The sequence below is a fragment of the Pseudomonas sp. Y5-11 genome, from assembly GCF_022368695.1.
Lineage (GTDB): Bacteria > Pseudomonadota > Gammaproteobacteria > Pseudomonadales > Pseudomonadaceae > Aquipseudomonas > Aquipseudomonas parakoreensis.
Window position 1 is genome coordinate 570,006 of record NZ_CP058974.1, and the last position, 26,249, is coordinate 596,254.

17 protein-coding genes and 1 pseudogene are annotated in these 26,249 nt (G+C 54.4%); 4 read left to right on the top strand and 14 right to left on the bottom strand.

The genetic code is table 11. The annotated features are described in order from the left end of the window. Positions 1-96 precede the first annotated feature (96 nt). Positions 97-1,788, bottom strand: coding sequence for a hypothetical protein (locus HXW87_RS02605; protein WP_131670714.1), 1,692 nt, complete (start codon positions 1,786-1,788; stop codon positions 97-99). A gap of 705 nt (positions 1,789-2,493) precedes the next feature. After that, positions 2,494-4,458 carry an alkyl sulfatase dimerization domain-containing protein gene (locus HXW87_RS02610; protein WP_131670715.1) on the bottom strand — a complete coding sequence of 655 codons (1,965 nt, stop codon included), beginning with the start codon at positions 4,456-4,458 and terminating at the stop codon, positions 2,494-2,496. A gap of 92 nt (positions 4,459-4,550) precedes the next feature. Between HXW87_RS02610 and HXW87_RS02615 the strand changes: the two genes are divergently transcribed. Continuing rightward, a complete protein-coding gene (locus tag HXW87_RS02615; protein ID WP_131670716.1) occupies positions 4,551-5,498 on the top strand; it encodes a LysR family transcriptional regulator in 948 nt (315 codons plus the stop codon). A 79-nt stretch (positions 5,499-5,577) separates the two neighbouring features. On the opposite strand, the gene HXW87_RS02620 is transcribed toward HXW87_RS02615, so the two are convergent. Together HXW87_RS02620 and HXW87_RS02625 are read right to left on the bottom strand one after the other, a co-directional pair. Continuing rightward, on the bottom strand, positions 5,578-6,933 hold the full coding sequence (locus HXW87_RS02620; RefSeq protein ID WP_217325390.1) for a DUF1329 domain-containing protein: 1,356 nt from the start codon (positions 6,931-6,933) through the stop codon (positions 5,578-5,580). Positions 6,934-6,943: 10 nt separating this feature from the next. Continuing rightward, positions 6,944-8,830 (bottom strand): DUF1302 domain-containing protein, encoded by a 1,887-nt coding sequence (locus HXW87_RS02625; protein ID WP_239778398.1) that lies wholly within the window; start codon positions 8,828-8,830, stop codon positions 6,944-6,946. Between the two features lie 139 nt (positions 8,831-8,969). Here HXW87_RS02625 and HXW87_RS02630 point away from each other — a divergent pair, with 139 nt between their 5' ends. Next, the gene (locus tag HXW87_RS02630) at positions 8,970-10,007 is read left to right on the top strand and encodes an AraC family transcriptional regulator (RefSeq protein WP_131670717.1); all 1,038 of its coding nucleotides are present in this window, start codon (positions 8,970-8,972) and stop codon (positions 10,005-10,007) included. A gap of 48 nt (positions 10,008-10,055) precedes the next feature. Here HXW87_RS02630 and HXW87_RS02635 read toward each other — a convergent pair whose 3' ends face one another. From HXW87_RS02635 to HXW87_RS02645, 3 genes are all read right to left on the bottom strand, one after another. Further along, positions 10,056-11,540 (bottom strand): DUF1254 domain-containing protein, encoded by a 1,485-nt coding sequence (locus tag HXW87_RS02635; protein WP_131670718.1) that lies wholly within the window; start codon positions 11,538-11,540, stop codon positions 10,056-10,058. Between the two features lie 407 nt (positions 11,541-11,947). Further along, the gene (locus HXW87_RS02640) at positions 11,948-12,640 is read right to left on the bottom strand and encodes a Crp/Fnr family transcriptional regulator (protein WP_236170289.1); all 693 of its coding nucleotides are present in this window, start codon (positions 12,638-12,640) and stop codon (positions 11,948-11,950) included. Positions 12,641-13,278: 638 nt separating this feature from the next. Then, the gene (locus tag HXW87_RS02645) at positions 13,279-13,788 is read right to left on the bottom strand and encodes a ProQ/FinO family protein (RefSeq protein ID WP_131670719.1); all 510 of its coding nucleotides are present in this window, start codon (positions 13,786-13,788) and stop codon (positions 13,279-13,281) included. Positions 13,789-14,182: 394 nt separating this feature from the next. Between HXW87_RS02645 and HXW87_RS02650 the strand changes: the two genes are divergently transcribed. After that, the gene (locus HXW87_RS02650) at positions 14,183-14,548 is read left to right on the top strand and encodes a histone-like nucleoid-structuring protein, MvaT/MvaU family (RefSeq protein WP_131670720.1); all 366 of its coding nucleotides are present in this window, start codon (positions 14,183-14,185) and stop codon (positions 14,546-14,548) included. 349 nt (positions 14,549-14,897) lie between these two features. Here the strand turns inward: HXW87_RS02650 and HXW87_RS02655 are convergent, their stop codons facing one another. Further along, positions 14,898-16,007: an HNH endonuclease gene (locus HXW87_RS02655; protein ID WP_131670721.1), complete on the bottom strand. Its 1,110-nt coding sequence runs from the start codon at positions 16,005-16,007 to the stop codon at positions 14,898-14,900. 385 nt (positions 16,008-16,392) lie between these two features. Here HXW87_RS02655 and HXW87_RS02660 point away from each other — a divergent pair, with 385 nt between their 5' ends. Next, positions 16,393-18,981: a hypothetical protein gene (locus tag HXW87_RS02660; protein ID WP_131670722.1), complete on the top strand. Its 2,589-nt coding sequence runs from the start codon at positions 16,393-16,395 to the stop codon at positions 18,979-18,981. 339 nt (positions 18,982-19,320) lie between these two features. On the opposite strand, the gene HXW87_RS02665 is transcribed toward HXW87_RS02660, so the two are convergent. The 6 genes and pseudogenes from HXW87_RS02665 to HXW87_RS02690 all read right to left on the bottom strand — a co-directional run bounded on the left by HXW87_RS02665 (position 19,321) and on the right by HXW87_RS02690 (position 26,248). After that, on the bottom strand, positions 19,321-20,346 hold the full coding sequence (locus tag HXW87_RS02665; RefSeq protein WP_131670723.1) for a restriction endonuclease: 1,026 nt from the start codon (positions 20,344-20,346) through the stop codon (positions 19,321-19,323). A gap of 275 nt (positions 20,347-20,621) precedes the next feature. Further along, positions 20,622-20,811 (bottom strand): annotated as a pseudogene (locus HXW87_RS02670) (integrase); the annotation flags it as partial. A 381-nt stretch (positions 20,812-21,192) separates the two neighbouring features. Continuing rightward, on the bottom strand, positions 21,193-21,594 hold the full coding sequence (locus tag HXW87_RS02675; RefSeq protein WP_131670724.1) for a hypothetical protein: 402 nt from the start codon (positions 21,592-21,594) through the stop codon (positions 21,193-21,195). A 7-nt stretch (positions 21,595-21,601) separates the two neighbouring features. Continuing rightward, complete coding sequence (locus HXW87_RS02680; RefSeq protein ID WP_131670725.1) at positions 21,602-23,467, bottom strand: hypothetical protein; 1,866 nt, start codon at positions 23,465-23,467, stop codon at positions 21,602-21,604. A 1-nt stretch (position 23,468) separates the two neighbouring features. Further along, a complete protein-coding gene (locus HXW87_RS02685) occupies positions 23,469-25,100 on the bottom strand; it encodes a hypothetical protein (RefSeq protein ID WP_131670726.1) in 1,632 nt (543 codons plus the stop codon). Further along, positions 25,097-26,248, bottom strand: a complete 1,152-nt coding sequence (locus tag HXW87_RS02690; protein WP_131670727.1) for a tyrosine-type recombinase/integrase — start codon at positions 26,246-26,248, stop codon at positions 25,097-25,099. Before HXW87_RS02690 ends, HXW87_RS02685 begins: the two co-directional genes overlap by 4 nt. Position 26,249 lies beyond the last annotated feature (1 nt).

The window sequence follows — 26,249 nt, forward strand, 5'->3', positions numbered from 1 at the left end:
CGGGATTGGCCGCTTTTGGCCGGTAGTAGCTTGTTAGGATGCCCAGAAACGGTCAAAAGCAGATGCATTGAAAATGCCTACCAAAGCAGTGCCGTTTCAGCACTCGGCCTTTAGCCTGTCCATAAACAGTTGCAGGTCGCTCAAATCCAATATCGGGGCCGCATATAGCGAACCAGCAACACCGGGCGAGAGAGGCAGAATATGGCGACCTGCACATAGACGCTCAATGTCGACTCGAACCTGCTGGCCACTCCCCTTTTTCCGACAGAACGGGCAAAGGGTGGCAGCCTCCGGTGAAACCATGTGGCAGGTGTTGCATCGTCTTCCCTTTCCCGCTTGGTGAACGAAAACCCAGAGCTCTGATGCTAGGATCGCCAGTACACGTTCAGCGACATGCGGCTCCATGTGAGGGGGTGGGCCCTTGCGCAGGCGCTCCAAGTATTCGTCCTGATACCTGCAAGCCTCATCGGACTTACGGGCTTTCTCGACACAAGCATTTTCAGTCGCTTTGACGTGTGCCGCATGCGCTTCTTCAAGCGTGCTACCCCGCGGCTCATAGGCAACTCGCAAGATGCTTGTCTTGAAGTGGGTACGCTGTCTCACGATCAACCCGAGAGAGCACAGGTGATCCAGGTACGCAGAGATCACTACCGTAGACCGCGGTAGGGCGGCAATCTCATCAGCGTACAGCGCCAGTCTGCCGGACTTTGTACGCATGGCGTTCCTCAACTCTTTGATGAACCTGGCGACTCCGAACTTCGACTCGACCTCGTCACCGACGAATTGCAGCAGCACATACTTGGGCGGCTCACGGTCTATTGGATAGAAGTGATCGAGGACGTAGGACTGCCATTGAGCGAACGTGGCATTGAATACCCAGTGTCCTTTGACCCGAACGAAAAGGTTAGCGACCCCGCACACTTCGTATCGTCCCAAGCTGGGCACTGAAATCCGCTCGGATAGTTTATGTTCACGGGTAGCCATCCTCTCCGTATTTTGACTGAGCATCAGTTGCTCCAAGTGGGGTTCCAATGTAACGCGCGCAACCTGGATTTTCGTGGGTTGCTCTGCCCTGTACTGTTCCGTAGCTACTTTACGTTGGATGCGGGGCTCTTTCTTGCGCTGCTCCAAGGCGCGTTCGGCCGCACGTATTTTCTGGGCCTCTGGTGTGTGGACTGCAACCCGTGCGCGTAGCCTCGCCCTCGCCTCCGACTCGAGCTTGTCGATCTTGCGCGAATGTAACCAAGTCCGAATAGTGGGGTCTGAAACCAAGCAGTTATCAAATGAGGCCTGATCCCTTAGCGCCTCTGGCTCAATGACGCTCAGATCAATCTCAATGGCGGAAATGCCCTTTCCCTTGATTTTCGCCAGTTTTACTTCATCAACCGCATGGGTGACCTTGATCTCAATTAGCAGTTGTTTGCCATTAACCTCAAACACTACATCGGGCCGAAACCTACCCAGCCACACCTCCTCCCAAGCTTGATCCGCCTTGATAGGTGTGGTGGTTTCGAGATGAATCGTTTCCTTGAAAATCTTGCCGTCGATAGCTTGGGCATGGAGCGTGGTGATGTACTCAGGAAGGCACACGCGCTTTAGTCGCTGGAGTGCTTCCTTGCCGGCCAGGTGAAGGGCTGTTTCGTAGCCACCAGCGCAATCAGCCCCCGACGAATGGCTAAAGTGGGCAGCCCGGACTCTCCCATTGTTCTTGGCTTCCAGCTGTGCGGCACACTCAGGGCAAACACAGCCACAGGCTTTCCCGTTGGGCACATCCTTAACATGCCACATAGTCCCCTTCCGAAGCCCGAACATCAGCATTCGGCCATGCACTGAAGGGGCTCGCGTTGGGGATGCTAACTCATCATCCAAGATAGGCATCTGATTGCACTCGGCTGCACCTGCTCACACCGCAGCGTGTTGGCAACTGCGGTCTGTCACGACCGGCAGAAATCGGCCAGACTTTAAAGTCCGAGACGCACCGGAATCAACCGGTCTCTTTTGATAATGCAACAAAAAACCCGCCGAAGCGGGTCTCTTCAAGACCATTCCGACATCCTGTCGGCAGCCTCCCAGGCGATGGTCGATCATCCGTGATCCTGAGCGCGTCCTGCGCTTCAGTTGATGTATGTAGGTTAGGCTTAATGGCGAAGCCTCAACAGAGGATATCGCAGCCAATGTGTGTAAGCCTTTCGCTATGGGAAACCTGCGAGCGCGTGATGTTCTTTGTTTGCATTGGACGATTGCAGTCATTCTCACAGACCGGAATCGGCCAAAAGCAGCCGTTAGCTAGGTGCTACTTCCGGCCCGAAGCATCCTATCCAAGATGATTCAAAACACCTGTGCAGCCAGTCAGAGCGAAAGCGGCCAGCCCCACTCACAGCAACATGGGGCTTAAGTCTAACTATCGAGGACTCTACGATAGCTGGACCTATTTGCGGGTACGGCCAAGCCCGCCACTCTGTCTCGGCGCAATTGGTTGGCGTAGTCCAAATACTACCGCGTGACAATGGGGAAGCGTCCGTCTGGCTGATCCAGTAGGCTGAAGAAGCGCCCAAGGGCCAGGGGGTTGCCGTCGATCGACACCTGATCGGAGCTGAGCAGGGCAGCGGCGCCGGCTTGCCCACTGATCATCTGCAAGAAGAAGTCCTTACTCAGGTTGAGGCTGGCGTCGGCCTCGGCGACTTCGTCTTCATTCATGCGGCGGTGATGCAGCACGGCGTTCTCGATCCACAGGTGATAGCGCGCGCCGCTGTCGGTGAAGTTGAGGTTGATACGCAGCGCGCTGTCGGCTGCCGCCGTGCCATCGAGCTTGGTGGCCATCACGTCCAGGAACCGCTCGGGCGCGGTGTGTTTGAGCATGTCGAGCATCATCACCGGGGTGAAACCCTCTTCCGGCAGGCCGTGGCGCAGCTCATAGGCGCCACTCAGGTAGAAGTTGCGCCAGGGCCCCGACTCGGCCTGATAGCCCAGTTGCTCGAAGCTGCGTGCCTGCAGATCGCGGGCGCCCTGGTCGTCCGGATCGGCATAGAGCAGATGTTTGCCCAGCTCCGCGGCCCAGCGGTAATCGCCCTCGGCATAGGCCTGCTCGGCGGCTGCCAGCAGCGGCTCACGGCCGCCGGCCAGGGCCACGTACTTGGCGGCGGCGGCCACCGGCGGCAGTGGGTCGAGGTTGGCCGGGTTGGCGTCGAACCAGCCCAGGTAGAACTGATAGATGCCGCGCACGTTGTGCTTGAGGGTTCCGTAGTAGCCGTGCACGTTCAGATGGCGGTCGAGGCTGGGCGGCAGGTGCAGTTGCTCGGCGATCTCCGGCGCGGTGAGGCCGGCATTCATCAGGCGAACAGTTTGATCGTGCAGGTAGCGGTAGACATCACGCTGGGTGGTGAGGAAGGTCTGGATGTTGTCCTGCCCCCACACTGGCCAGTGGTGCTGGTTGAACAGTACCTCGGCGCCAGCGGCTTGCGCGCGGCTGGCGTCGATGTAGTTGGCCCACTGCAAGGCATCGCGCACCTTGGCGCCGCGTAGGGTGTACAGGTTGTGCAGGGTTTGCGAGAGTAGCTCGGCGCCGCCAAAGGCGTTCAGCTCCGGCAGGCTGAAGGTCATTTCCGCCGGGGCTTCACTCCCGGGTACGTTGTAGAAGACGAAGCGCACCCCATCCACGTCCAGCGTCTGTTCGCGGCCGTCGATCAGTTGGGTGGGCGGCAGAATGCCCATGTGCCCGAAGGCCACCGCCTTGCCCAGGCCGTTGTCCACCAGGCCCTCGGCGCTGCGCGGCAGACGCTTGCCATACATGAAGGTGGCACGGCGGGACATGGCGATGCCCATCATCAGGTTTTCGCTGGTGGCCTCTTCCATAAACCCAGCCGGGGCAATCACCGGCAGCTGACGAACCTTGGCGTCTTCGGCGCTGATCACGCCGAGGGCGCCGCCAAAGTGATCGACATGGCTGTGGCTGAAGATCATCGCGCTTACCGGGCGCGGGCCCAGATGTTGCGCAACGAAGTCCATGGCGAAGGCGGCGGTTTCCCGGCTGGTTAGCGGGTCGATGACAATCCAGCCGCTGTCGCCTTCGATCAGCGTCATGTTGGCTAGGTCGAAGCCGCGTAGCTGATAGATTTTGTCGCTGACTTTGAACAGCCCAACCTGGTTATTCAGCAGCGCTTGCCGCCACAGGCTGGGGTTGACGGTAGTGGGGGCCTCGCCTTGGATAAACGCAAAGCTATCGAAGTCCCAGATCACTTCGCCTTCGGCATCGCGCACCTGGCCCTGAGGCGTGGCAATCAGGCCGCGGCGTGCCTGGGCCAGGCCCTCGACATGGCTCAGGTCATAGCTCTGCGCCACCTCGGCCTGGGCAGCTTGCGTGCGTGGCGTGGCGGCGCTGTGGCTGGGCGCAGGGCTGTCGCTGCATGCACTGAGTAGCAACAAGGTGCTGGTTAGCATCCAGCGAAAGGGCAGATTCATCGGCGTTCTCCAGAGAGTGTCTGGTCAGAGCATGGCGTGCGCCCTATTATGCGTCCAATGCAATCAAATCATCTCCTTGATGCGCGAAAGACATGAATATAGAGCTCCGTCACCTGCGTCATGCCTTGGCCCTGGCCGAACATGGCAACTTTGCCCGCGCCGCAGAGGCGCTGCACCTCTCCCAACCGGCGCTGACCCGCAGCCTGCAAGCGCTGGAAGCGCAGGTTGGCGAGCAGTTGTTTGATCGCAGCCACCGCGAAGTGACCCCCACTACGATGGGCGAGCTGCTATTGCAGCATGCCCGGCAACTGCTGCTGCACGCCCAGGACTTGCAGCGTGACCTGCAATTGGCGCGCGGCCTGGAGCAAGGTGAGTTGCGTGTGGGAGTAGGTCCGTTTGCCGGCGCCGCGCTTGTCGCCCCGGTGCTGGCCATCTTGAACCGCGCGCACCCCGGCGTGCATTTGGAGGTGGTGCTGGCACCCTGGCAAGAACTGCCCGCGCGTTTGCAACGCCGGGAAATAGATCTGCTGGTGGCCGACTTGCACGAGATCGAAGACGACCCCAGCTATACGATACAAGCCCTTGGTGAGCACCACACGCTGCCAATGTGCCGCGCCGGTCATCCCTTGCTTGAGCACCCCGAGCCTAGTCTGGAGATGCTGTTGAAGTATCCACTGGCCGGACCCAACCTTCCCGAGGATATTCGCGAGCAGCTGCTCAAGCGCCTACCTAGAGCCTTGCAGAACACCTGGCGTGAGCAGTGGAAGCTGGCCATCACCTGCGATAGCTCGGCCATTCTCAAGCAGCTCCTGCAGGGCTGTGAGGCGCTGGCGATATTGCCTTGGTTTATGGTGGAAGACGAACTGCGGCGCGGCGACTTGCAGGCTTTACGCAGCCTTGACCCTGGCCTGCGTGGGCGTTTCGGGATTGCTCGTCTGCGCGGCAGGCGCCTATCACTGGCTGCGCAATGCTTCATCGAGGTGCTTCTGGCCCATGATGCCACCGTGCGCCAGCGCCAAGATGCTTGGTTGGCCCGTTAGGGAAGGGCATGGCAAGGCGGTCAACCTGCAGCAGATCGTCGTCCGACGCCGAATGGCTGACTCGCCGAAGACCGATCCTTCAGTTCTTCCCACCCAAGCGGCGCAAGGCATCTGGCTTGAAGTCTTGGCGCAGAGCCTCATGGCCGAAGCTGGCTTCGCGCTTGACTTCGTTGCTCAGACCGCTCAGCAGGTAGCGGCGCGACTGCAGGTCATGTGTGGCCTCAGCGGTCATCCATGGCACCAGGTCGTTGTAGAAGTTCATCTGGTAGGCGGTCGATACTCTCCAGAGCTCTCCGCGAGCATCATAGTGATCCGCCAGGGCAATTTGCCAGGTGTCTTCATCGATGAAGAAGGTGCGCTTCTGATAGATGTGGCGCTGGCCAGGTTTGAGCTCACCTTCAATCTCCCAGACCCGATGCCGCTCGTAACGTATATAGCCGCTGTTGATGTGGGCGGGCTGGATGATCTGAGCGTATTTCAGGCCTTTGTCGTGCAGGTGGTAATTGTTGTAGGGAATCAACAGCTCCCGTTTGCCTTTGAGGGTCCAGTTGTAGCGGTCGAACGCACCGTTGTACATATCCATGTTGTCTGAAGTTGCCAGGCCTTCCGCGCTGTTCTGTGGGGAGTCGTAGGCCAGTGTCGGAGCGCGGCGCACACGCCGCTGTCCGGCGTTGTAGGACCAGGCCTGACGGGGCGTACGTAACTGATCAAGGGGCTCGTGAATCAGGGCGATATTGCCGGCCAGGCGGGCAGGAGCCAGGGTCTGGCCGATGAAGTAGAAGAGGATATTGCTGTCCGGGGTGTTGTCTTTGACATGGGTGGCAAAGACCTGGGTCTGGCGGATGAGACTGGCCTGATAACTGCCGTCAGTTTGCACTGGCATACGATGCGTCTCGCGCATGACAGCGCCGCCGCGGTAGCGGGTGACATGGTTCCAGATGACCTCTTCGGCCCGCTGCGGAATCGGAAATGGCACGCCACTGGCGTAGCCGCCCTCCAGGCCACTACCACTGGCATTGAGGCTGATCTGGGTAGCATTCTGACGGCTCTGCTGCAGGATGGACTCGGGGTAGGCCGCGCTACGGTGTGTGGGATACAGCTGCAGGTAAAAGCTCTGCGGATACTGGTGGAGCATCGCTTGGGTGCCGGGGCTCAGCCATTTGGCGAACGGCGCCATATTGCTGGAGTCGATGCGTTGCAGCATCTGTTCGGTGCTATAGGGGTCAGCCAGCGTTCGGTCCATGCTCGATGTCTTGAAACCTCCGTCCCAGGAGGGAATGCTTCCGTCGGCATTCCCGGCGCGTTCGGCCCCCATGGGGGTCAGCTGTAGATCAAGCTGTGCAGCCAGCTCGGGTGAAACTGCACAGAGTACGGGTTGACTGAGCGCCAGCCCCAATGCAAAGAGGACGTGGCGGGTGGCAGAGTGATTGAACATGCGTGGTTCCTCAGAACTTGGCGCCAAGGGTGAATGAGATGAAGTCCCGGTCAGTCTGTGGGTTGAAGTCGCCCCCAAAGAAGTCGGTGTAACTGAGCGCCGCGTTGTACCGATTTTGATAATCGAAGTTCACGGCTAGCGTGACGGCCTGGCGACCCTCGATGAACTGTGGTGCCGGAGAGGGCGCGTAGCCTTTGACATCATGGCGCCAGGCCAGCGACGGGGTGACCACGGTGCCTGGTAGCAGGTTGCTGTAGGTCAGGTTGGCCCGAGCGGCATAGCCCCAGGACCACGGCGTGGTGTAGCCATCAAGCCGGCAATAGTCTTTGTTCAGCGCCGGGTTCTTGCAGGCGATGGCGGTGCCTTCCACGCCAGAGCCGTAGACCGCATCGCGCCCGTAGGCAATGGTTTGCACCGGTTCCAGGTCAGCCACATGCACGGCCCCGACCTCGGCCATCAGCAGCAGGTTCTCCGCGCCCCAGATGTCGCTGAAGGTTTGCATGGCGGTCAATTGCAGCTGGCTCACAGGTTTGCGCTGGTAACCCTGTACTTGCTTTCCATAGAGACCTGCGGCTTTAGCAAGGATGGGACCGGTGCCCGGGGTCACGATGTCCAGGCCGAATAGTTCATCGACGATGGGCGACTCGGTATCGAGAAAACCGCTGGCATAGAGAAAGTCCTGGCCGTTGATGGCAATCGGCTGGTTGGGCCTGTGGCTTATCTCACCGGCTAAGGAAATTCCCCAGGGACCCGAGGTGTTGAAGCTCAGCCCGTACAGGCGGATATCTTCTGGGAAGGCCATCTGATAGAGCGGTGCCTGGGCCAAGGGATTGGCGATGCTGCCTCCATAAGCCGGGTTGTTGGTGACCCCGGGCAGGAAGAATCCGCTTCCGGGCCGTTTCGAATAGTCGGCAGTGGCGGCGTTGGTATAGGGCAGACGGCTGTGATAGTTCATCACGTAGAAGGCGAATTCGGTGCTGTTCAGCGCTTCGGCGAAGTAGTCCAGCCTTAGGCCCCACTGCCCGCTATCTGAAGGCTTATCGTCACTGAGACGAGGAATTCGCATGTTGGCCCCAGCTGGCAGCCGCGGGTAGACCAACTGCAGGTTGTCCTGCTGCGCTTCGGTGAGCGCGGCCACTGCGTGCAGCGGGCCGCAGCCCGGTTGGCTGGCATCCGACTGAGCGAAGAAGGTGCCGCAGCCCGGTTGTACCGTGGCACGCCATTCCAGCTGATAGAAGGCGCTGGCCGAGAGGTTGTCGCTGAGTCCCAACGACAGATTGAACAGGTTGACTGGAATCAAGGCTTCCTTGATCTCGACCCCTGGGCTGGTGAGGGCATTTGCGTCGATGGGATTGATCACATTGATACCGCCCTGGATGAAGGTGCTTTCCCCCCAGCTCAGGACCTGCTGACCAAGGCGGATATCCAGCGCTCGGTCATTCAGCTGGAACTCACCCCAGACGTAGGCATCCATCAACTCGGCCCCGGAAAACGTGGCCAGTGAATCAAAACCCGAATCGTCGAAGTCTTTGAAGCGGGCGTCCCCGTTTTTCAGCAGGTCGTCATACCAGAACTTGCCACTGATCTGCAGGCCGAGGTTGTCTCGGCTCAGAGCCAGCTCGGAGATGGCTTTGACCCGTCGGGAGAAGGTGTCGCCAGCCTTGAAGTTCTGGCGCCCATCGTTGCCGTTGATGCCGGCTGCAGACCCGCCGTAGGCAATGGGCAGTAGCGGCTTGTCCGGATTGCTGGTGCTGATGCTGAGGCCGGCTGACAGGCTGGTGTCCCAACGGCCGCTGATGCCGTTGTCCAGCTCGAAGGTAGCGGCCTGGCAGAGCGCACCATTGAGGGCTAGCAGCGGGTACAGGATTGCACCGCGGCCTCTGCGAAATTTGTGCATGAGAATCCTCGAGGATTGTTTTTGTTGTTGTGAGCGCAAACGGTTGTTCCGCATGGCTGGAGGCTTAAGATATGAAGAAGCGTCTTATCTTTCTTGGCGTGCATTGCCGCTTTTTTGGCATTTTCAGACAGGAATACAGATGAGCAGCGCCCCCCACGAACTGGTCCACACCACCATCGCTACATGGACTCTGGCTATTCAGCGTGCCCTGCAGGGCTATGGCATAGAGGCTGAGCCTCTAATGTTGGAGGCGGGCATCGATCCGGCGTCGGTACTCGATCCGGAGTTTCGGGTCGCGGTGGTCAATATGTGGAAACTCTGGCGGCTCAGCGTGGAGCGGACTGGCAACGATGCCTTCGGACTGCAGGTGGCGGCCAACCTCTACCCCACACACCTCAATGCCATGGTCTTTGCCCTGCAGGCCAGCGCCACTTTGCGCGAAGCTCTGCAGCGTCTTCAGCGTTACGTCCAGGTGGTGACGACCATCGCCGAGATCGAGGTGAACGAGGGGCCGCAGGGAGTCGCGCTGATCCTCGGGTCCGACAGTTCCACCTCTGCGCAACGGCCTTATTTTCCGATCGATGCCTTCATGGGGGTGTTGTTCCGCACCTTCCGCGAGTTGCTCGGCGCCTGTGCGGCGGATGGCCTGCTGGAGGTGCATCTGCGCCGCCCGGTTCCGCAGCAGCGGGATGCGTTCGAGCAGTTCTTCGGGGTGCCCCTGCACTTCGGCGCGGAGGCGAATGTACTGCTGATGGCCTCCGGCATGCTGGACCGTGAGCTGCCGGCGGCCAACGCCATGATTGCTGGCATGAATGAGCAGCTGCTACGCGATTACCTGGGGCGCATGCGCCATGAGCAGGTCAGCCTGCAGGTGCGCAAGGAAATCATTGCCCTGCTGAGCACCGACCAGTTCGGGCTTGAGCAGATTGCCGAGCGCCTGAACATGAGTGGACGCAATTTGCACCGCAAGCTGGCCGAGGAAGGCACCTCGTTCAAGGAGCTGCAGGACGAGATCCGCCATGACTTGGCGCTGCGCTATCTGGGCATGCCCGGCATGAGTCTGAATGAGATCGCATTCAGCCTTGGTTTCATTGATCAGAGCAGCTTTAACCGGGCCTTCAAACGCTGGACAGGTGGCAGTCCTGGGCAGTACCGGCGTGAACGGAAGGCGCGCTAGTTTGCAGAGTTCAGGCTGGGGCATAAGGCGGACCCAGCCTGGCCGCTATCAGCTCTGGTCCTGAGGCTGAATGGCGGGAATAAATTGCTGCAGTGTTTGCGGATTGCGTGTTTGCTCATTGGGCAGATAGATGCGGTAGTTCAAGCGGAATAGACCCGTTTGTGGAGTCGGTAGCCAGTTGCTCTCCTGCCCTGCCGGCGGCTGGTGCTGGATGTAGAGGGTCAGGGAACCATCCGGGTTGTATTTCAGGCCCGGGGTGCGGTCGCCGATCGAGTAGCGGTCGATGGCATTGTCCACCAACTGGAAATTCGTGCCGTACAGGGTGATGGACCAGAAGCCCTTGTTCTGCAGTTGAGGCAGTGCGTCGCGCTCGAAGTGCAGGACATAGCGGCTCTGGCCGTCGAGCAACTGGCCGGTGCCGTCCTCGTAGGTGCTGAAATACACCCCTTCCTCGCGATCATGCACCATCAGCCCTTCGAGCGCGCCTTCTGCCCGGTTGATGAAGTGGAAGCCGTAGGTGCCCTCGTGCAGGTTGTTCCAGCGAGTCGGATAGGGCGTACCGCGGTACTTCACCTTCCAGGTCATCAGGTCCTGGCTGTCCTGCAGGGCGCGTTTAAGGCCAGCCACCGTGGCAGGGTGCAGCTTGCTGGCATCGAAGGGCTTGCCGAGCTCGATGCCGATGCTCTGGAACATAGCTACGGCGGCCTGTTGCCCAGGGCGTGGAGGGTTCTCATTAAGCAGGTCGACCATGCGTTCGAAGACGGCTAGGTCGCCACTGTATTCCTTGCGGTTCATCTTCACCGCGACCACCTTGCCGAAGCCATCGGGTCTGCTCCAGTTGCTCAGCGACGTGGTATGCACCTGTTTCTGCAGCTCCAGCACGCGCGGCAGATCCTGAGGGTCTTCCTTGCTCACCCCGTAGCGCAGGGCGAGGGCGCCGGAGTTGGTCGGCAAGCGACGCAGTTCGACGCCGGGCGGTACCTCGCCCTGCCAATCCGGGCCGGTGAACAGATAGTGGCCGCCCTTGCCCAGGGTCGCACGGGTGCCGATATAGGGCAGATTTTCAAGATAGGCATCGACGACCTGCACGCTCCAGTAGCGGTCGTGGACTTCCGGCAGGCTGAGGATCACCGGATCATCCTTGAGCTCCAGCATGACGCCGCTGTAGACGGTGTCATTGTTCGGGGTGTAGGGCAGTTCATCATCCGAGGTGGCGAGTTTGGTCATGTGGCCAATCTGGTTGATGGGCGCGCAGGGACAGATCTGGCGTTCCGTGACGAACCGCAGTTTGCGTTCGTTAAGCCGCAGCAGGCGCTCGCGGTCGGTGATGGTCAGCGGCAACCCCCAGATATATGCCTGCAAGCCCAGTGAGTAGGCCCAGTTTTCTTGCGCACGCTCATCGCGGCTGCGAAGCTCGTCGCGACTGAGGCCTGCATCCGGATCTTTCTTCTGCAGGTCGGGGACGGCAAGGTACTGATACCCGGCGGTCAGAGCGACGCCCACTAGAACCGTCGCCAAGAGTTTGAGTTTCATACGCATTCCCTGTTATTGAAAGTATCGGGAATGCCACTCTAGGTTTGGTTGGCTGGTGGGTCTCAACTCTGGTTGCCAGTTTTTTGACCTGCGCAGACAAGCCTAAGCAAGCCACAGCGCCCAAGCCTCTCATCAAGGCAGCTGCATTGGTGAGGTTCGCGCAGCTGCAGGCTAACCGATTCAATCCTGAGCCAAGGGTCGCTTCAGACCTATTGCAACCAACTGCCATGGACGGAGACATTGTTCGGTGGCCGTCAGCTCCTGACCTTTTACGCTGCCTGCTACAGGCCGCTTTTGGCCGCTTTGATCCTGTCGCATCAGGCAGGAGTCGGCCAAAAGCGGACTCACAATTAGGCATGGAAGCCTTTAGAGAACTCGAGGCTATTCAATCAGCTAAAAGATGGCGCTTACCGAGGCAGTAGTCGATCAGTCTCCTGCCTGACTATGGCATAGCACTCACAGCTCAGATGTTCGAGTTTAATACGATCAAGCACAGTGATATGACCACGGTTGTATGCGATCACGCCCAATCTCCGCAGTATACCGGCAGCTTCAGTGATGCCCTCACGACGCACCCCGAGCATGTCGGAAATGAGCTTCTGGGTCATCGTCAACTGATTGCCCGGCAAACGATCCAGCGATAACAGTAAGCATCGGCATAGCTGTTGGAGGATGGAGTGATACCGATTGCAAACTGATGTTTGCGACATTTGGATAATCAGTGTCTGGATGTAGCGCAGTATCAGTATATTCAGCTCACTGTGGTGGTTGAACTCGTCCTGGAGTAGTTTTCCAGGCATTCGGTAGGCACGACCAGCACTTTGTACGACTGCACGGCTGATTGTGCTATCGACGCCCAGGAACAGCGAAATACCGGCTAGTCCCTCGTTACCAACCACAGATACCTCAGCTGAATCACCGTTCCCCAATACATGGAGGAGCGAAATGATCGAGTCAACGGGAAAATAGACATGACTTATTGTCTCGCAGGACTCGTAGAGAATTTCGCCCTGCGGTAATGCCACCCATTCCATATGACTGAAAAGGCGCTTTTTAGCGGCCTCTGAAAGGGCTATCAAAAGGCGGTTCTGCCGAAGCATGCTCAACATCTCTAACAGAAGTTGAGTACACTGTAATAGCGACAGAAATGAAGCTCTGTTCGGTACTGCACATAAGGTTTGCGAACGATCCAAAAAGGTGCGGCCCAACAAGCAAGCAGTCATTTCGGAGGTCTGCCTGAAGAAACGGCAGAGACGATAGATTATCCGCAGGCCTTAGTGGCAAGGCTTCGTTCTGTTCTGCCGTCAGCGCTCGAAGGCGGTGGCCACCGCACTCGCCCGATTACTGGCAGCAGCCGATACAGATGTGAGTATCGCCAATTACCACGGCTGACTTTTTCAACAGAATCGGCCAATGGCTGCCTGTCGTGGGCGGCTGAGATCGGCCAGAAGCGCCCACAAACTAGCTGTTTACGATCCAGGGCTTGATGGGGCTGGCGGATAGCCTTCCGACATGCCCTCAAACCTCATGTGCACTTGATGAGGAATCGCTGCGGAAGAGCTTCGCGAGGATGAAGAAGAGCGCGAGCGTACCGGTAGCTTCGAATAGGCTACCCCGACGACTCCATTTGGCCGGCAGCGGGCACATCTGACAGGCGGTACCCGTCACTTGCCGCTCTTCGAACCGCCTCTCGCACCTTGTCAGTGATTGGGCGACTCGGCGCCGAGCACGAGTGATTTTAATCCACGATCTGTTCCACAGCGGTATCGACGGCCTTGTCCTGTATACGCTCTTTCGGCTTTGTCTGATTACGTCGTGCTTGTCCGCGCTGCCGCTTAGCCTGCTGCTTAGCATGCAGCGCCTGAGCCGCCGTCACCATGCCAACTGCCTGGCCGTTTAAGTCCAAGCGCGGCGCATTCTCCGTCATGCTTGCCCAGTAGCGATTTCCTCGGCACCAGGCAGCGATGCCCTGCTTGAGCTGTTCGCAGGATATTCCGAGCAGCTCCAGGTGTTGCTCGGCATCCTTGAAAATGCCCTCCTTTAGCGGAGCCTTGGGGGCCGGATTGACCGGGAAGGCCAATGGAAAGTGCTTCTGCAATCGCCAGATCGCTTCGACCGCAGGATCTTGCTCGCTAGGCTTCGTCTGCAGAGAAGGATTCCGCATACGCTGCTTCGTACTATCAGTCTTTACCTGCACTTTTTCGGCCCGCAGGCGGTCGCGTAGCTCAGCTAGTTGTTCAAAACCCATCGTTCAGTTCGCAGCCTTATGATTGATTCATGGTGCAAGGTTATCCCATTCAGTCTTTTGACACAGCCTGGGCCGAAAGCGGACTGCATCCAAGGGTTGCTATCGGCCCAGAGTGTGTAAAAACGCTGAGCCAAAATTGAAGTGCGCGCGTCTACGCGAAATCTGAAATTTATCGGTAGGTCAGCAGATATGGATTTTGCGTAGAACCGCATTTTTCAGCACGTTTTTTGGTCTTTGCTGCCCTTGAAAACGTTTTTACACAGCCTCGGCCAAAAGCTGTCATCGAGTGTCTACGAATTCAGGGCCGATTCAGTTTAGCGTGCTTACTCTATCCATTAAAATGAGTATGATATGGTTGTTATTTTTACCCGCTTAAATTTATTTGGAGCATCAAATGTCCCGTCTTGCTGAGTTTCGTAAACTCGAACAACAACTTGCGTCCCAGCTTGCTGAGCTTGAAGCAATGAAGGGCGATGCAGGTCTCAAGAAAGAAATAGAATTTGAATCGAAGCTACGGGACTTGCTTGCCAAGTACGGCTTCAGCTTGAAAGACATCATTAACCTGCTTGATCCTCAAGCTGGTCGTCGCGCTCCAACCGTCGATTCCAAAGCCGGCAGCCGCAAACCACGCCAGGTAAAGGTTTATAAAAACCCTCACACTGGCGAAGTCGTAGAAACCAAAGGCGGCAATCAGAAAACGCTGAAGGAATGGAAAGCTGAGCATGGCTCCGCTACCGTCGAGTCCTGGCTGACCAAGTGATTTTTGTTTGAGTACAAAAGGGCCCTGCAAGGGCCTTTTTTTGAGCCGAAATTTTGGATGGTTGAATCGCCCCTGTATTCGTAGAAACTCGATGGCCGCTTTTGTCCGACCTCAGTCTGGCGCAGCGGGCAGATGTCGACCCAAAGCTGCCGGTGGCGACAGGCAGAAATCGGCCAGAAGCGGTCGTAGGTGTCTACAAAAGCCGGGGTAATTCATCTCATACTTCCCCCATCAGTCGCGATTACTCAGTTGTCGGAGTTGCAATCCGCGAACACCTTGCAGCCAACACCTACAATCAGAAGCTGCAACGGTTGCTCACCTAGAGTTCAGCGCTCGTCTGGCTTCTTGGCTATTTGTGCCTGATACGTCCGGCATTGACCAGGTGATGGATGTAGGGTGCAAGACTCTCTACATAAGCTTCAATAAACTCGTCAGGGTCTACTTGGTCGTTGCCCGCGAAACGACGCTCCATCGCTGCTCGCGAGCTGGCAAGAACCTCTTCTAGATGCTGCTCCTGCTGCCGCTGGATCTCATGGGGAAGGACAGCGTGCAGGCAGTCCAACGCTACCTGCGAATCGTAGAACTGATACTCATAGATTTTCCTGATCTCTGACTCATCAAAATTCAAATCGAAATCGACAGAAAATTCCTGACCCTTGGTTGGGTCTATCGCATACGAATGCTTAAAATCGTCACCCTCGTAATCTGCGCTCAGCGAAATAACGATTCGGACAATGCCAAAATATTCGAGATACGCTTGAACCGTCCGCGCGGCCTTGTTGCCCTTCACGCAAATGCAGTGGACGGGCACGCCGACTGGCCGGTTGATGAGTAGGTCATGGTGGTAGTAGTGGCCGAAGCACGGTTCACCATCGTTGAAGATATAGGCGTTCGCTCGCTCGCAGATCTTGGGGTTGATACCGTTTGCAGACAGCAGAGCTAGAGCCGTTTTCACGAACGACTTGCCAACACTCAGGCCGCCGAAGCTGAATTCGAAGTGGAAATACCCATCAGGGTATTTTGGCTGTGCTATCGCGCCGGCTAAGGTTTTCTCGACATCCAGCGTGGGATAGGTGCGTTTCAAGCCAGTCACGATCTGGCGGGCCTGCTTCATGTCATTGGCGCTGATTTGAAAGTGAACGCCATCTTCCTTCACTTCCTTCTTGATCTCTGGCGCGAAGAATTTCAACGAATTCTTATCGTAGATTAGCTTTTCGCCAGCAGTCGTCTCAACGACTTCAGCGCGGTTCTCGCCTCTGTCACGTACGACACGGAAGAACAAGGCCAGCTTGTTCAGTTGCTTGGCTAGATCTGTATCCCACGTCTCCCCGGCCTTACCATTGCACGTACGACAGATGAAACCTTTAACCTCACGTATCCCGCCGATTGAGTTAGGGATGATGTGCTCACCAGAATCGTTTTGAGGCGTTAGAGACTCACTGCACAGGTAGCAATCCATACTTCCCACTCCTAACGGCTCACCGGGCTTTCCAAACCTTCAACGCCTTCTTCATAAGGGTGTTGAACGTGGCACCCATGCTACCTGTAATCTCGTTCGTGGAGGCATACAGCACACACTCGGCCTAGGTCACGAACGGCCAAGAGCAGTCACTCGCGCGACTGAGTCCGCATCAAGTTTACGGCAGTATCCGACTTATCGGACAAGAAAGCCTTTGTGAACTTCGTGCTTGCCTGATATGCCAGGCATGATGCTCGTGGGCTCGCTCAGGAGAAGCTGTCACCATTGCTGCGACTTCGCTACAAGGAGCTGTCGGCTGCATTTGCAGAGCTCGGCACGTTGTAAACAATCAGGAAAGTCTTCGTCGAATTTCAGAGGCACACGTATGTCGGATAAAGTAGCCACAGAGCTGGCGGGGTGGGAGAAGACCCGGCCCATACGGGTAGCGTTTCTCATCGAACCAGGTGAACACGCAGATCTCATTCTCGACGGTATATTTGCTGACTGCTACTCGCGATGGGGTGGTCGATTCAGCCTTATCGCCCCATGTGCAGCCGGCCGGATTGTCGCCGACTACTGGCCATGGTTGGAGGCCTTCGATCCAGACATCGTCTACTCCTATGTTGAGCTGGCCGGAGATGCGGTTCTTGAAATTCACGAACGCCTCGTCCCGTCGGACTACATCCTTCATCGGCTGGAGTCCAATTCGAGACTGGATCTTCCTGCGTTCAGGCCGCAGTATCGCTTTACCGCGCTCTCCTCACTGTCGACCATGTTCCGTCTAAGTCGTCACAGCCCATTGCCAGATGGGCCAAAGATCAAGGTCATCGACAGTTGGCACACGGAAAGGCCTACCCGATTCCTGACCGACAACCTTGGCACCTACCATACGAGTGCGGCCACGGGCATCTACCCAAATGATGCGCGGTCAACGGCTGGCCTACTGACGGTTGTCTCCGAAGAGTATTTTCAAGACCTCAAGTACGGAGTGCCTCGCGATCTTGATCGCGTCGCGTCCGAAGCTGAGGCCTTTACCGAGTTTGTGTGCAAGCGGGCAACGGGCATCAGTTTGCTGTCGTCCTTGTATGCGACGCGTCTCGAGATACGGGACAGTCGGTGGAGCAGTGCGTTCAACCTGGTAATCGGTGAGTCATTCGAAGACAGGCTTCTGTTCTGGAATGCAAGGTTGCTCATACCCGCATGGCTCGACAGCGACCTGTGCTGCTTCCGGCTGACGCTTGACCAGTTGAAGGACGAGGACTGGGTTAGCCAACTCGCCCAACTGCTTAATTCGCGCAATCACGTTAATAGTGGTGCTGGAGGACAGTCGCAGCTTCAGGTGCGCTCGGCGTCACATAGCGCAGATGAACTCGCCGAAGTACTGAGTACGCTTCGCGGCGCAAAAGTGTGGAGCGTTAGTGGAACGGGAGACGTCGTGCCGGGTGGTCACGTCATCCCGAGCGAGGATTCGCTGCGACGTGCATGTGAAGAGACTCAAGCCATGGAGGGACGACTTAGGGGGGCTGCATGGCATGGCTTTCGGTGGAAACCGCCTATTGCTCGGCCGTCAGCAATGGAGCCGGAACATCTGAATGATGCTCCACCGGGTCAATCGTTCACACTTGGACTCTGGGCGCTCGATCTGAGCTTCGAGTATGAGCGGGACAAACCCAGATTTGCGCAGGACAACATGTGGATGCTGCCAAAGCGGTGGCGCATGGCCGCTGCCTTTGAGGCCAAATTCGTAACGCGCGGCCTCGGGCAGAGCCTGCCTCCTATGTGTCGCACGGGTAGGCACGGTAACCTGGCTGTATTTGCTGGTGTTAACCGTGCGCTTGAGTCGGTAAGGGTCCCGAGCGCCTACGAGGCTATGCAGCATGCACTGTGCAGGGACTCCGCGATCTGGAATGTAGGTCCAAGTGATCCGCCGTGGCCTTCGGCGAAGGCGGGATGGATGCATCCCTCAAGTGAAAGCCCTCATCTCATTGGCGTCCTTGGGATGGCCGGTGGTCTCTCGAGGGCCAAGAGCCTCCTTTTGCATCCCTTCTTACAAGAGGAATTCGCAGCCTTGGGCGGATCGCCAAATCTTGCGGATGCCGATGTTTTGGCCACCGCGAACGCTATCGCGAAACGTGCGCGTGGAAGACCAGTCTTCGATCTTCAACTTGAGAGTGAGCGCACAGCCCTTGCAGCGCTTGTCGTCAAGGCGGCGCAATCAGTCAAGGCTCCGAAGATGCATGTTGCGCTCGACCATCTACGAGAGCGCTGGAATGCTTACAGGGAGAGGTACTGGGCACAGCGCCCCGATGAGGTGGCTGGCACTGAAGAGGAACGCAGAGAGCAGAATGCCAGGGAGCAGCGAGCCATTGATGACTGTCTCGCTGAAATGAGAACAGCACGAATGCTCTTTCAGGGTTATCCCTGGACTTGTGTGGCCTGTCAGCATCGCAACTGGACGGACTTTCAGGCCCTCAGATCGCCTCTTGCCTGTGATGTCTGCCGGACCGAAACGAATCTGCCTGTCGGTATTCCCTGGTACTTTCGGCCGAATGAATTCCTTATTGAAAGCCTTCGCTCTCATAGCGTGCTGTCGCTGGTCTGGGTTCTGTCAGCGCTGCGCGATCGTGCTCATTGGTCGTTTATGTATTTGGGGCCGACATGGTTTGGTTCCTTGCAAGACTACGACAATCCCGACTCCGAAGCGGACCTACTTGCCATCGTCGATGGCGAGTCAATTCTCTGTGAGGTGAAGTCAGCATGGCGCAGCCTGCGGGGCGTGCATGTAGAGGACTTTGTCCGTATTGCAAAGCGCCTCAGGCCCGACCGAGCGATGCTTGCCGTCATGGAGGAAAGCACGCGGCTCGATAAAGAACTCAACAAGGCCAGGAGTGACCTTGAGGCAGATGGTATTAAGTTCGAACTGCTGACGCTGGCAACGTATCGCGTTCACGACGACCTATTTCTTGTTAGCTAGATCACCTAACCAGTGAGCGTTTTATTCAAAGCTGACATTGGTGAATGTCCGCTTTTGGCCAAGGCTGTGTAAAAGCGTTTTTGAGCGCGACAGGTACTTAAAAACGGACTGAAAAGCGCGCTTCTACGCGAAATCCACATCTGCTGACGTGCCGATAAATTTTAGATTCAACGTAGAAGCGCACACTTCAATTTTGGCGAAGCGTTTTTACACACTCTGGGCCGATAGCTGCCCGTAATGAATCGCAGCTATCAGCAACGACTGACGCTCGTCTCTCCTCAGTTCTGGCCCACAGCGGCGGGGTTAAAGTTTATTGACTATGCCAGCAAATTTTCTATTTTAGATTCTGACAATTCCTGTCCCGGGAGTTCGAAGGCGAGTTAACCAAGTCTTAACGGCGTCTCGCTCAACAACCTGTATCGGATAACCGCGAGCACTGATTGTGGTTTGTGCACCCGGACTTAACTCCGAGGTTGTAACTATCATGCCGTAGTCTGCGCCCATAAACTGCACGTCCGCCGCAAGGCCCTTGATTATTACTTTCTCGATTTTTGCTTTCTGGCGCTTGCACTGGATCAGACAAGTAGGTTCCGCATCCTTCAGCGTTTCGGGTTTCCACAATCGGACGTCTACACCATCGTCGTTGGTGCCAGGACCAATCTCAACTCGAAAGCCATCTCTTTCGAAATATTCTGCTGTGAGTTCTTCGAATTTTCGCCAGTGCATTTCACCCAAGCGGTGATCATTGTTAGATAGGTAATTTATGAACCGCTGGTCAATGAATGTTCCCCTTTCAGGTGTTTCTAGGGTGCCGGAGAAGAGTGCCTTGAGCTCTAAGGGGGTGGCCCATTCATCGCACCTTGATAACGTATGAAGACTGATTCGCATGTGGTGGTCGAAGCCATTAATATGCTCCATCGCCATATCCAAGCCCGTTCGATCAAACTCCACGGCACAACGCTTCATTATTTGAGATGGATCTAAGGATTTACCACCGCCCTTAGTGGTTTCTTCAATTAGGTCCATCATCATTTCATTGAAAATTTCGCTTACACCCTCGTATATAGCGAGCAAACGTGGGTTGTGCTTGTATTTATGGTAGAGCTTAATCTGTGGAGGTATGCCATTCTCTTCGCCTTCTGTATAGCCGATCCTGTGAAGTAACCGATAGCAGACCGCCTCAAATTCCTCAGAGCGTATCCGCAAGCCAGCTTTTTCAGACTTAAGTAATACATCACCAAGATTCCGATGATCCCCCGAGAGGTGATCACATAGCTCTGGCACCGACAAAGCCAAGCCGACCTTTTGACCTGCAATTTCAGATAGATGATCGGCAAATACACCGGGTGAAAAATTCATGGCCATCGAACACGTCCTTGATTTGGCAATTGACTAAAGATTGTAGATCGACACTTCACAACGAAATTTTAGCGGTTCGTTGTTTTTTAGAACACAAAATTGATATGACCAGCGCGAATTAGACATTCGCATCTGACCTGATCGTATGTCCCGGTACAGACTCATGGGTTCTTCACATTAGATAGGAGTCGCATGACTGGTTTGGGTCGAAAGCGGAGCCAAGTCGAACGCCCGCTTTTGGCCGGATAGCGACGGTCTAGTTGCGACTGTCGCTGGAAAATTTACACCTCTGCCTGCTCAGCCATTTCCAATGGTATCGTCGACCTCAACCCCAAGGTATCTGACGGTACTTTCAAGCTTCGTATGACCAGGCAGCAGCTGAACTACCCTAAGATTCTTCGTCCTACGATAAATCAAAGATGCCTTGGTGCGTCGTAATATGTGAGTGCGGTATATAGCTGGATTAAGGCCAGTAGCCGTCGCTACTCAGTAAACTCCGATCGGCTCCAGACCTGAGCGATTGCGGACGTCATGCGCTGATGACAGGCGATAGAACAGGTTCTGCGGCTTGTCCTTTGCCAGAGCCCCTACCAACTCCTCAACGAGAGCATGTCCTTTAGGCTTGTCAGTCCATGCCTGGGGAAAAACTCAATTTTGAATATGTGTGACTTGAAGCCCCCTAGGTCCTTAGGGGCAAAGCCGATCGCATATGCAGAATTAATTTTGGTGACATATAGCACCTCCCAATGGGCCTCAGTTTAAGGCTGGAGGTGTCTACGAAACCCGGGGCGATCACAGAGCTTATTTTCCTCGCTGTAAAGGCTCACCTTAAAGTGTGATCTTCACTTCAGGTTACTTAACCGGCCTCAACCGCACAACTTTTGATTCTGCCAATTGCTTTTCCAGAAATAAAATCATCAGATTTTTAGATTTAATTTCATCCTCATAATCGCGCCGCGCATCCTCTAACTCCACAAGCAACTCAGAACACGCCTTCGCTAGGACCGAAACAAGATATTTTCGATCGGAAAGTTGCCTTTTTAACAAGTGAACTTTCAACTCCTGTTGTCTTTTCGGCTCGGCATCAATTCCAGAATTATAAATTCTCACTAGTTCCACAATGTCAGGATAGTATTTATAAATAGACGAACGAGTTAAATTCACAGCACGGGCCAAGCTCGTTATACTGAGGGTGCCCTCAAGCTTAAGAGCCTCAAAAGACTTTAGTATTGCTTCGCGGCTACCTTTGCTCATGCTTAAATTAACCTCTCGCAATTACGCCCAAAACTTTTTCAGCCTGTTGCAGCCTCAATTTTAGAACATGGCGCGTCTGATCCGGCATCCCGGAAAGCGATAACCATTTCAAGCTATCATCCCGATACTGCTGCCACCAAATCTCGTGCTTAGGCGTTGCTAAAAAATTTGAACAGCGACTGCAAACCTCAGGGGTTCTCTTCGAAGGATTGGGCTCTTCCCGACTTCCTTCACAAGCGCTCAACTCCTGCTTGTAGTTACAGGCCCCCCACTGACAGGGAATCAGTTTTACCCCCCGTCCAAGCAACAACAAGACATCCTTATTAGTTTTAAACTCACCTGCAAACCGCAGGATAGACTCCGATTGGTGCACACCACTTGGGGTCGTATAAATTGTGCCACTATCAACGCCTACAAGATCCCGCACTGCGGCTTCCATCTCCAGCGCAAGTTCATCTTTCACCAATCGCCGAAACTCAATCCCTGGCTTGGCATAGCTAATATCAACACTATATGCCGAAGTATGCGAGTACTGGACTGCCAGATCACCTAAAGCAGAACGATCGCGCATCGCGACGAATCGAGCGAATAACTTCCGCCCCATATGAGAGTGTAACCTTCCACTCCAGCCAGTGACCTCACTCAGCCCAATAAACTTAGCAAAGGTATTTAACCTTATATTTACCGCAGTAACACCAATGACGTTGAAGCCTACTTTTGGGAAAAATGGCCACAGGGTATCCCCACTTGAAACCAACCAGAGATTATCCGTGCCACTGGCCAATCGGGCGGGCGCGGAAAGTCTAGTAAGCGTTTCAAATGCTTTCACGGCCGCACTGGATAGTACCCATGGGTCATCCTCACCTTGATCTCCATAGCTACTCTCAAGATCTGCCGAATACCTCTTCTTAGATCGAGCAGAACTATAATAATAGTATTCCCTTCCAGTATAGTGCTTACGCTTACTAATACTGCCAACCCTAGCTCGCCGCACCTCACTAATACGGGGCGCAGTTGTAAATGTAATCACAATGAAGCATGCGGTCTGAATGTGGCAAAGAAGCGTGGAGATATCTTGCTGGCGACTCGCCTTTAGTGACTCTAAGGACTGACCTAAGCCGGGGCCAAAGCTGAAAATCTCGTTTGAGATTACACTATCAGCATATTTTGCAACAGCCGCTCTATTAGTTACCCCTTGGGCTTTTATATTATCCACCGCCCCAACATATTTACCATACACCCGCAGAAGGCATTCAGTGCAGGTGTCGATAAGTTTTATTGCCTGCCTAAGCAAATAAAACGATGCATTATTAGGGGGCGCCTCCCACTCCTCCAACTCGCGAAAACCAAACAAAATCCGTTTGCGAACTTTTGTTGGAAATGGTTCGGATTCAAATCCATCGCCCGTGTAAGAGGATAAACGATGAACGAGATTTATGCTAAACAAGCATTGACCAATAGTTTTATTGCAGTGCTTCTTTTCGCCATTATTTAAAAATAGCTCTTCTATTATTTTTTGAGCTTGCATTGCCGTCATCGTAGCTAACTTTGGGAAGCCTTTTTCATGTGCGCCAAAGAAGAGCCTTCGGATATATGTTAATTTCACCTTCACCGTCTCTGGCGAATATCGAACCCCTGCCAAGCCTACAAGCATGCATGCGGCAACTGATTTTAAAAGCCCTGCATAGTGCGGAGAGAGATTGTAAGGTTCGACCAATATTTTGGGCCACTTAAATAGTGTCGGGCGGTCAGCAATAGAGTCACGATTTGGATTTGTAAAAGTCCAAATATCATCATCAAATTCGCAACCATACTTTGCCAGACCGTCAGTGACGAGTGAATAGTGCTGAGGCAATAGGATTGGATTTTCCATCTCAATACACCATCGGCAATTCTGGCAGTTGATCCAACATACGCTCAGCCCGGTCGATCACTTTGCGCGAAATACGTGGAACTATTTGCTCAGAAATAATAGAAAGTATTGGGCGAAACACAGATTCAAAGCGCATAATTTGATCAGCCGAAAGCTGGCATTCCCGCTCCATCTTTTCAAGGGCCATCTGGGACTTTATAATTCTAGCAACGAATCTTGGATCGTCCACTACCACCAGCGCATTCGGACAGGTTGCACATGAAAGAAACTCAAGACAGTCTTCTCCCCTTACTGAATTAGGAGCCCTGCCTTCCTTTGCACCATGGCATGAGAAGCCAAAAAGAGTTGAGTATCTTGACTGGCCATCTGTTTCGTCAGCTAACACCGCGGTGATCAACTCCCCTTGATAAGCAGCAACTTTCTCATAGCTATCCTGCTGCGCTTGCTTACCATTCAAATAAAATCTATTTGTAGTCGCTATATCTTTATGCTGCAGATGATTCTTGGCGTCTTTTGCTGTCTTTTTGTTTTTTATAAAAGCCGAAACCGCTTTTCGTAAGTCGCTGAAGTTAAAATACGGAAAACCATACAGATCCCTAAAATCGGAGAGGTAATTATGAAGGGACTGCACGCAGAACCTCCTCGCGACATGACCGGTGCGTATCAAAAATAAAAGCCGTTCATCGCCTGGTTGGGCTAGATGTCTAGTTGTCTCAGTCAAGGTGAGCACTAGCTCAATCAAACTTGGCGCTGAGTATTTACCTGCGTTGAGAAAGGAGAGTTGTTGCTCCCTACCTGACCGCCCCTTCTCCCACCGGATAAAAGCCCGAGTTTCATCTGCCGGGTCGGTATCATAACAGGTCGCCTCTATTTCCATGAGCGCAACTGGATTTGCGGCCATCTCAACTAAAAGCAAAATATAAATCGGCAGGGCCGCTCTATAGGTTAATTCACGATAGTGCCGAAATTTCTTCAGGCTAATGAGATTTATAGTGCGGCCAATTTTTGCTCTTATCTCTGCCCGCGTCCACGCATTCTCTTTTGCTGCGCCAATCAAAACCGATATAACCTCAATGTCCTCTGCAGTCAAATCAGGATGCGATACAGCTTCACCTTTTCCGATAGCGCGGCTAACCGCAAAATCCTTTGTTACACCCGCGATTTCCTTTTTGCACACCGAGACTATTCGCTGCAGATCCTTATACGAAACATCATTATCTCGATTGTTTTTACGCTCACGAGTAAAATCGAATAACTGAATCACCTGGCGTTTCCAAAAAATAGATTCGCTAACTCCTGAGAGCCAATCAACCAAGCGACGAGCAAAATTATAATGTGAACCAATAGTTTTCTTTAGCCTTTTACCACTATCCAAGAACAGCGCATATCCAGCGAGAATATCTTTGCAATCATCTTCAAAAGATATCTTTCGCTCGACAATGCAGGAGCAAAGTAGTCTTGTCGACCTCCACGCTTGTATCCTGCTCCTAGGGTGGTAGTGTCCTACTAGCTCTACGAAGGCATCCTTAAGGTCTTGAGCAATCGTGTGGTCCAGGCCAACGATTTCAAAATCATAGGTATTCCACCGCTTGCGTTCCGGATCATAAAACTTTGCTTCTAGTGGCCTACTCATACGCCCCCCGCAATATCGCCGGCCACATCTTCAAGCAGTGCGAGTACATCGCTGTTATTAGAAACAATCGAATCCAGGTAATCCTCTGTTGTTTCTGAAGACGCATGACTCAACAACCCCTGCATAACCTTTACTGAATCAAGATCATTGAATGCTGGAGACGTCGACATCCTTCTTTCCACCACTGTCGCAAACGTATTTCGCGCTTGATGAGGGTTGGCCTTAATTCTAATTGTAGAGCAAGCTCTTTTAAATGCAGAGTAATAGCAGCTATAGGAGACCGGTGTCCCTGTGGAGTTCAAGAACAACGCCTCAGGAGGGCGACCAGACTTGATTTCTCGTCCCAGGCTCAAAACCCTATCTATTTCCACGTACCGGCTTGTTCTCTCAATGACTAACCTCGGAACATAAGCGTGGACTACCTTACCCCCTTTAGAAAGTACAAAGACAAAACGATCAGAGACCTCACTACATAGTTGCTCGAAATCAACTAACTTGACATTCAGCAGTGCACCAATGCGCAATCCGGTTGAGACCGACCATACAAAAATCAACTTGTGCACGCCATGCAAATTAGCTACCAATGCATTGCAGGCGGCGACAGGAATACTCCTTTGCTTCTTAATTCCCCCTCGAAGGTTCAGCTTCAGCCTTGATAGCTCTTGCAAGCTATCATGATAAATCTGCGCACTTGGTGAAGGCTGCAACGATAGCCTAGACCAATAGAACTCATAAAATTCAGAGACAACCACGAGCCTTAGATTTATCGTGCGCACCGCGAGCAGCCGATTAGTTTTCTCACTAATAGTATTTTTTATTGAATTCCGATATCTTAAAATGACTCTTGGAGTCGCGCGCCTCCAATCAAAACCACTCTTTTCTGCATAGTCAAACCAAGCAGCCAAACATTCCGCGTAAGTCTTAACGGTTTTATCGGTTTGGTATGCGGGTGAGTAAAACAGTTTTTCCTGAAGAAAATAACTAGCCTCTCTAACGATGGAGTTCGAATTGTCGATTATGAGAGGTATCCCAGATGAGGGAGCAAATTTCTTGGAGGCAAAGTGATTCGCGACGTCGAACAGCCTCGCCTCATCAAGCGACTGCTGTAGGGCGCTATGGGTAATTTGAGCAGGCCAAAGCAGCTTCATA